The organism is Humidesulfovibrio sp. (genome assembly GCF_035560995.1).
Classification (GTDB): domain Bacteria; phylum Desulfobacterota; class Desulfovibrionia; order Desulfovibrionales; family Desulfovibrionaceae; genus Humidesulfovibrio.
Genome location: NZ_DATMYK010000198.1, coordinates 1 through 4795, shown reverse-complemented (window position 1 = coordinate 4795; position 4795 = coordinate 1). Strand labels below are relative to the sequence as shown.

5 protein-coding genes are annotated in these 4795 nt (G+C 67.8%); all 5 read right to left on the bottom strand.

What is annotated here, in order from left to right; all coding sequences use genetic code 11:
* A partial coding sequence (locus VN419_RS07905) for a putative sensor domain DACNV-containing protein (RefSeq protein WP_325646242.1) occupies nucleotides 1-1003 on the bottom strand: 1003 nt, incomplete at its 3' end.
* Between the two features lie 217 nt (nucleotides 1004-1220).
* The gene (gene hypE, locus VN419_RS07900; protein WP_325646240.1) at nucleotides 1221-2237 is read right to left on the bottom strand and encodes a hydrogenase expression/formation protein HypE; all 1017 of its coding nucleotides are present in this window, start codon (nucleotides 2235-2237) and stop codon (nucleotides 1221-1223) included.
* 4 nt (nucleotides 2238-2241) lie between these two features.
* Nucleotides 2242-3339, bottom strand: a complete 1098-nt coding sequence (gene hypD / locus VN419_RS07895; protein ID WP_325646238.1) for a hydrogenase formation protein HypD — start codon at nucleotides 3337-3339, stop codon at nucleotides 2242-2244.
* A gap of 181 nt (nucleotides 3340-3520) precedes the next feature.
* Nucleotides 3521-4042: a DinB family protein gene (locus tag VN419_RS07890; protein ID WP_325646236.1), complete on the bottom strand. Its 522-nt coding sequence runs from the start codon at nucleotides 4040-4042 to the stop codon at nucleotides 3521-3523.
* Nucleotides 4043-4170: 128 nt separating this feature from the next.
* Nucleotides 4171-4488, bottom strand: coding sequence for a TusE/DsrC/DsvC family sulfur relay protein (locus VN419_RS07885; RefSeq protein WP_325646234.1), 318 nt, complete (start codon nucleotides 4486-4488; stop codon nucleotides 4171-4173).
* Between the last annotated feature and the right edge of the window lie 307 nt (nucleotides 4489-4795).

Genomic DNA, 4795 nt, shown 5'->3' with positions numbered 1-4795 from the left:
CCCGCTTGCGCAGGCGGCCCGTCACCGCGCTCAGCGAGGCCACGTGCACTTCCTCCGGCCCATAGAGCAGCTTCGCGCCGAAGCCGTGCAGCCGCAAATCCATGTCCATCACCACCGCGCCGTCGATGAGCCCCAGATCGCCCACGCGACGGAACAACGATTCGCTCAGGGTCTTGAGGAAGCTCACGGCCTCGAACTGCTCGCGCAGGGCGATGAGCGAGGCGCAGCTGGTGCGCCCGGAAACCAGGTCGTCGTACCCGCGCGTGGCCTCGCCCATCAGGGACTCGAAATTGTGCACGCTGTCGTACAGCACCCGCGTGCTCGGCTCGTCGAAACAGAAGCGGAAGCTCACACCCGTGCGCCAGGAATCGTCCTCCGGCGGCACAAGCACCAGGCTGCCGCCATGCCCGTGGCGGATCATGGTGGTGACCACGCGGATGAGCCTGCCAGGCATGTTGCCGCGCTGCTCAAGGGAACGCTCCTTGCCCAGGGTGCGCGCCACCAGCTGCGCCAGCGAGGCCTCGTCCGCCGCAACGGGAATGGAAACCTCGCCCTGCTGCAACAGCGCCAGCACCTGCCGCGCGCGCGAGGCCAGCAATATCCCCGCCCCGGCAATGCGCAGGCGCACGGCCCCTTCCGGCTCGGAATCGAGGATGCCCCAGACCTCCAACCCCTCCGGCCCGCCGTGCACGGCCAGGGCGCTGCGGGGCGAGGCGGTCAAAAGCGCCACAAGGTTCGGCACCGTCAGCGGCACCGGCCGGGTGAAACGCCGCGCCAGCAGCGAGGCCGAGGGCGAACACAGGCTCAAGGTGCCGCGCACCCGCCGGGCCTCCTCCACCTCCAGGCTGGCCCAGAAGCAGGTGGAGCACAGAAGCGAAAGCTGGCCCGCATCGGCCAGCAGGGCCGCGGCGCGGTCGCTGAAGGCGGCCTCGGTCGATTCCACCCCGGAGGCTTGCATGGCGGCCACAAAGCCGGAATCGTCCTTGAAGATGCAGGTGTCCATGCGCGCCTCCCGGTTTGAATGTCGGCTGGCTGCCGGCGGATGCCAAAAGATGCCGTGTGAATGCGGCTGCGGTCGGAAACTCTGTAGCGCGCTTTTTCCGTGCGCGGCAAGTGGCCGTGCCATGCGCCAGGCGTGGCATGCGCCGCAACGCAAAACCGCCCGGCCTCGCGTCTGACAGGACGGAAGCCGGGCGGCACAGGATGCATAGTCCGTGGCGCTAGCAGATTCTGGGCAACTGCTCGCCTTCCAGCATGCCGAGCAGACGCTTGCCGCCCAGCCCGGTCTTGAGCAGCACCCGGCCCGGCGCGCCGGGCTTGTCCGTGGGCAGCACGGTGCCGATGCGCTTGGCCCCGGCGCAGAGCGGGTCGGCGCGCATGATGCTGAGCGCGGCCTCGGCCTGGGCCTCCGGCAGGATGCAGATGAACTTGCCCTCGTTGGCCAGATACAGCGGGTCCAGGCCCAGGAGCGAACAGCCGCCCTTCACCTCGGGCCGCACGGGGATGTCGTCCTCGTTGATCTCGCAGGTGACGTTCGAGGCCAGCGCGATCTCGTTCAAGGTGGTGGCCAGGCCGCCACGCGTGGGGTCGCGCAGCACATGCACGTCGGGCAGGCCCCGCAAGAGCGCCTCGATGGCGTGGTTCAGGCTGGCGCAGTCCGAGAGCACGGGCGTCTCGAAGGCCAGGCCCTGCCGGGTGGACAGGATGGCCAGGCCGTGGTCGCCCAGGGTGCCGCTGATGATGATGGCGTCGCCGGGGGCCGCGCGGTCGCCCGCGGGGGCCGGGTCCACGATGACGTCGCCGATGCCCGTGGTGTTGATGAAGATCTTGTCGGCCGCGCCCTTGGGCACCACCTTGGTGTCGCCCGTGACGACCCAGACACCGGCCGCGCGCGCCGCAGCGCCCAGGGACTCCACGATGCGCGTCAGGTCGGCCATGGGCAGGCCTTCCTCGATGAGGAAGCCGCAGGTGAGGTAGCGGGGCACCGCGCCCATCATGGCCACGTCGTTCACCGTGCCGTGCACGGCCAGCGCGCCGATGTCGCCGCCGGGGAAAAACGCCGGGTCCACGGTGAAGGTGTCGGTGCTCACGGCGATCTTGCCGGAGACGGACAGCACCGCGCCGTCGTTCATGCGCCGCAGTTCCGGGTTGTCGAAATTCTTCAGGAACAGCTCGCCGATGAGCCGCTGGGACGCCTTGCCGCCGGAGCCGTAGTCGAGGAGAACCTTGTCGCTCATCAGCTTAATCCACCTGGTATTTGAAGTAGGCCGCGCAGGAGCCCTCGGTTGAGACCATGCACGGGCCGACGGGTTTCGCCGGGGTGCAGGCCTTGCCGAACAGCGGGCAGAGGTTCGGGGCCATCTTGCCCTTCAGCACCTCGCCGCACTTGCAGCCCGGCAGCGGCGGGCAGTCCTTTATCTCAATGCCGAAGTCGCGCTTGGCGTCATAGGCGGCGTATTCCGGGGCGATCTCCAGGCCGGAGCCGGGAATCTCGCCGATGCCGCGCCACAGGGCGTCGGCCGGGGTGAACACCTCCGCCAGCATGGCGCGGGCCTTGGCGTTGCCTTCGTCGCGCACCACGCGGCGGTACAGGTTGACGACCTCGGCCCGGCCGTCGCGCTTGCACTCGGCCAGGAACAGCAGGGCCTGAAGGATGTCCAGGGGCTCGAACCCGGCGATGGCCGCGGCCTTGCCGTAGCGCGTGGCCACGGGCAGGTACGGCGCAAGGCCGATGATGGCCGACACGTGGCCGGGCATGATGAAGGCGTCGATGTCGGTTTCCGGGTCGGAAAGCAGGGCGTCCAGCGCCGGGGGCACCAGCTTGTGGAAGGAGAGCACGCGGTAGTTGGCGATGCCCTGGGCCTTGGCCATCTTGAGGCTTGCGGCCACGCCCGGAGCGGTGGTCTCGAAGCCCACGCCCAGGAAGACGACCGTGGCGTCCGGATTCTCCGCCGCGAGCTTGAGGGCGTCCGGCGGGGAGTAGACCACGGCCACACGCGCGCCGTCGGCCTGGGCGGCCTTGAGGGTGCGGCCCCTGCTGCCGGGCACGCGCATCAGGTCGCCAAAGGTGGCGATGATGACGTTCGGCTTCTCGGCCAGGTCCAGGAAGGCGTTGATCTCGGCCTCGTGGGTGACGCAGACCGGGCAGCCCGGCCCGGAGAGATGGACGATCTCCTTGGGCAGCAGGGAGCGCAGGCCGCTGCGGAAGATGGCCACGGTGTGCGTGCCGCACACTTCCATGAAGCGCAGGGGTTTGCCGTCGAGCGTGGCGCACAGGCGCTCCAGCACGCTCTTGCACAGGCCGGGGTCGTGGAACTGGTCCAGGATTTCAAGGCTCACGGGCTGCCGTCCTTCTTTTGCGTGGCGGTTTTCGGGGCACAGCGGACGCGCCGGGCGCGGGCGCTGACCGCCTGCGCACTCCGGCCCAAGGGACATACACCGTGTCGGGCTGCGAGTCCATGCCCGGCGCGAGCTTCGCGCGTGTCACCGGGGGGTTACGCGGGCAGGCCGCGCTGAACGCCTACGCGCCGGGAGCGCCGGGCGCTGCCAGTTCCCTGGCGGCGGGCGAGTACATCAGGTCGATGTCCGGGCAGGCGATGCCCTGCGCGCCGAGCAATGCGTGCAACTGGCCCCGGTGGTGGGTTTGATGGTTCAGGAAGTGCGCCACGCACAAAAAATACGGCAGGGCCTTGGGCGTGCCGTCGATGGTGCGGAAGTGCAGGGTCTGGCCCAGGCGCGCCGGGTCGAGCCCGCGCACGAAGGCCGTCACCCTGGCGTCTTCTTCGCGGCGCGCGGCCACAAAGTCCGCCACGTCCGGACAGGGCACGGCGGCCACGCTGGCCAGGGCCTCGCCCTCGCCGGTCAGGCGGTGCAGCCACAGCCTGTCCGCCAGAAGCAGGTGGTTGGCGATGCCCTGCATGCTGCAGAAGTTCACGGCGCTCTGCGCGGTCCACTGGGCAAGATCCAGCCGGGCGAGTTCGGCGGAAAGGATGTCGTTTGCCCAGGCGCCGGCCAGGGCCTGGACGAGGAAAAGTTCTTTCATGCGGCACCTCGCGCTTCAAGGTTGCGGTGCGAAACGGCCTGGGCGCAAGACTTTTGCTGCCCTGCGCGGCAACAAAAAAGGGCGGAAGCCGAAGCCTCCGCCCTTTAGAATCAAAATCGGCGCGGTTGTTACACGCAGCCGGTGGGCTTGGGCAGGCCAGCCATTTTGCAGGCGCCTTTGCCGGGGCCGGAGGGGAACAGCTCGTAGATTTCCTTCAGCTTGTATCCGGTCACCTTGGACAGGATGCGCACCATGGGGGCGATGCCGTTCTTCTTGTAGTAGTCCTGCAGGAAGTCGATGACTTTCTGGTGGTTCTCGGAGATGACGGGGATGCCCTCGCTCTCCTTGACGAACTCGACCCACTCGGGGTTCCAGTCCTCAAACTTCAACAGGAAGCCGTCCTCATCCACTTCAAACTTTTTGCCCTTGTACTCGAGAATAGCCATATGTCGGATCCTCCTCGGTCTAGATTGCACAACTGTGCGCAGTGTGGGCCACAGACACCCGCATCGGGCAGGCAGCCCGTTGCGCCATTCGATTTCCAACACCACCTGTAGCCCGCGCCAAAGAAAATTTCAAGGGCAATTTCAACCCTGCTCCGCCAGAAACCGCTGTCCGCGCGCTTTATTTTTCACGCCGCTGCTGGTATTCGGAAACGATGCCGCCACGCACGGCGGCCAGCGACCTCTGCACGAAAACCAGGCGGCCAGTCCCATGCATCCCATGCGCCCCGTCATCCCCATGGCCCCCATG

Excerpts from the sequence above, each read along its gene's own strand:
- hypE (WP_325646240.1), bottom strand. The coding sequence starts at position 2,237 with ATGAGCGACAAGGTTCTCCTCGACTACGGCTCCGGCGGCAAGGCGTCC.
- VN419_RS07890 (WP_325646236.1), bottom strand. The coding sequence starts at position 4,042 with ATGAAAGAACTTTTCCTCGTCCAGGCCCTGGCCGGCGCCTGGGCAAAC.
- VN419_RS07885 (WP_325646234.1), bottom strand. The coding sequence starts at position 4,488 with ATGGCTATTCTCGAGTACAAGGGCAAAAAGTTTGAAGTGGATGAGGAC.